The organism is Burkholderia sp. Ac-20392, from assembly GCF_017104585.1.
Lineage (GTDB): Bacteria > Pseudomonadota > Gammaproteobacteria > Burkholderiales > Burkholderiaceae > Burkholderia > Burkholderia lata.
In genome coordinates this window covers 1-682 of record NZ_JAAGPB010001150.1, presented here as the reverse complement: position 1 = coordinate 682, position 682 = coordinate 1, and the positions used below count along the sequence as shown (strand labels likewise).

The following is a 682-nucleotide window of genomic DNA, read 5'->3' as shown; positions in this document are numbered from 1 at the left end:
CCCCCGCCCCCCTCCCCCGGCTCATCCCCTCTTCCCCTCCCCTCCCCTCTTCCGCTCTCCCCGCCCGCCCGGCCGCGCCCGCTCGGCATCTGTGCCGCATGCGGCGGCATCGCGATGATCGTCGGACCGACGCTCGGCGGCGTGCTGATCCACGCATTCGGCTGGCGCAGCATCTTCGCCGTCGTGATCCCGTTCGGCGTGGCCGCGATCGCGCTGGCCCGCGCCGTCGTGCCGGAATCGGCCGATCCACAAGGCCGGCGCTTCGATCCAGCCGCCCAGGCGCTCGGCGCGATCGCGATCGGCTGCGTCGTGTTCGCGACGATCGATGCGCGTCACGACGCGCTGCGCGCGGTGCTGCTGGTCGCGACCAGTGCGGCTGCCATCGCGCTGTTCGTGCGGATCGAACGGCGGCTCGGCACGGCCGCGCTCGTGCCGCTCGACCTGTTCGCGAACCGGGCGTTTCGCGGGATGCTCGTCGGCAACGGCGCGATGACGTTCGGCGGCTACGGGATGCTGTTCGTGCTGCCGCTCGCCTGGCAGAGCCACCACGTGCTCGACGCCACCGGGGCAGGTTTCGCGCTGTTGCCGATGTCGGTGCCGTTCGCGCTCGTGTCGTTCGGCTCCGGCGCATTCGCGGCCCGCTTCGGCGGGCGCACGGCCGGCGCCGGCGGCGTCGCGCTGG

At 73.8% G+C, this 682-nt stretch carries 1 pseudogene; it reads left to right on the top strand.

Annotated features, from left to right (window positions below):
- Positions 1-81: 81 nt before the first annotated feature.
- Positions 82-682: pseudogene (locus tag G3N99_RS41330) on the top strand (MFS transporter); the annotation flags it as partial.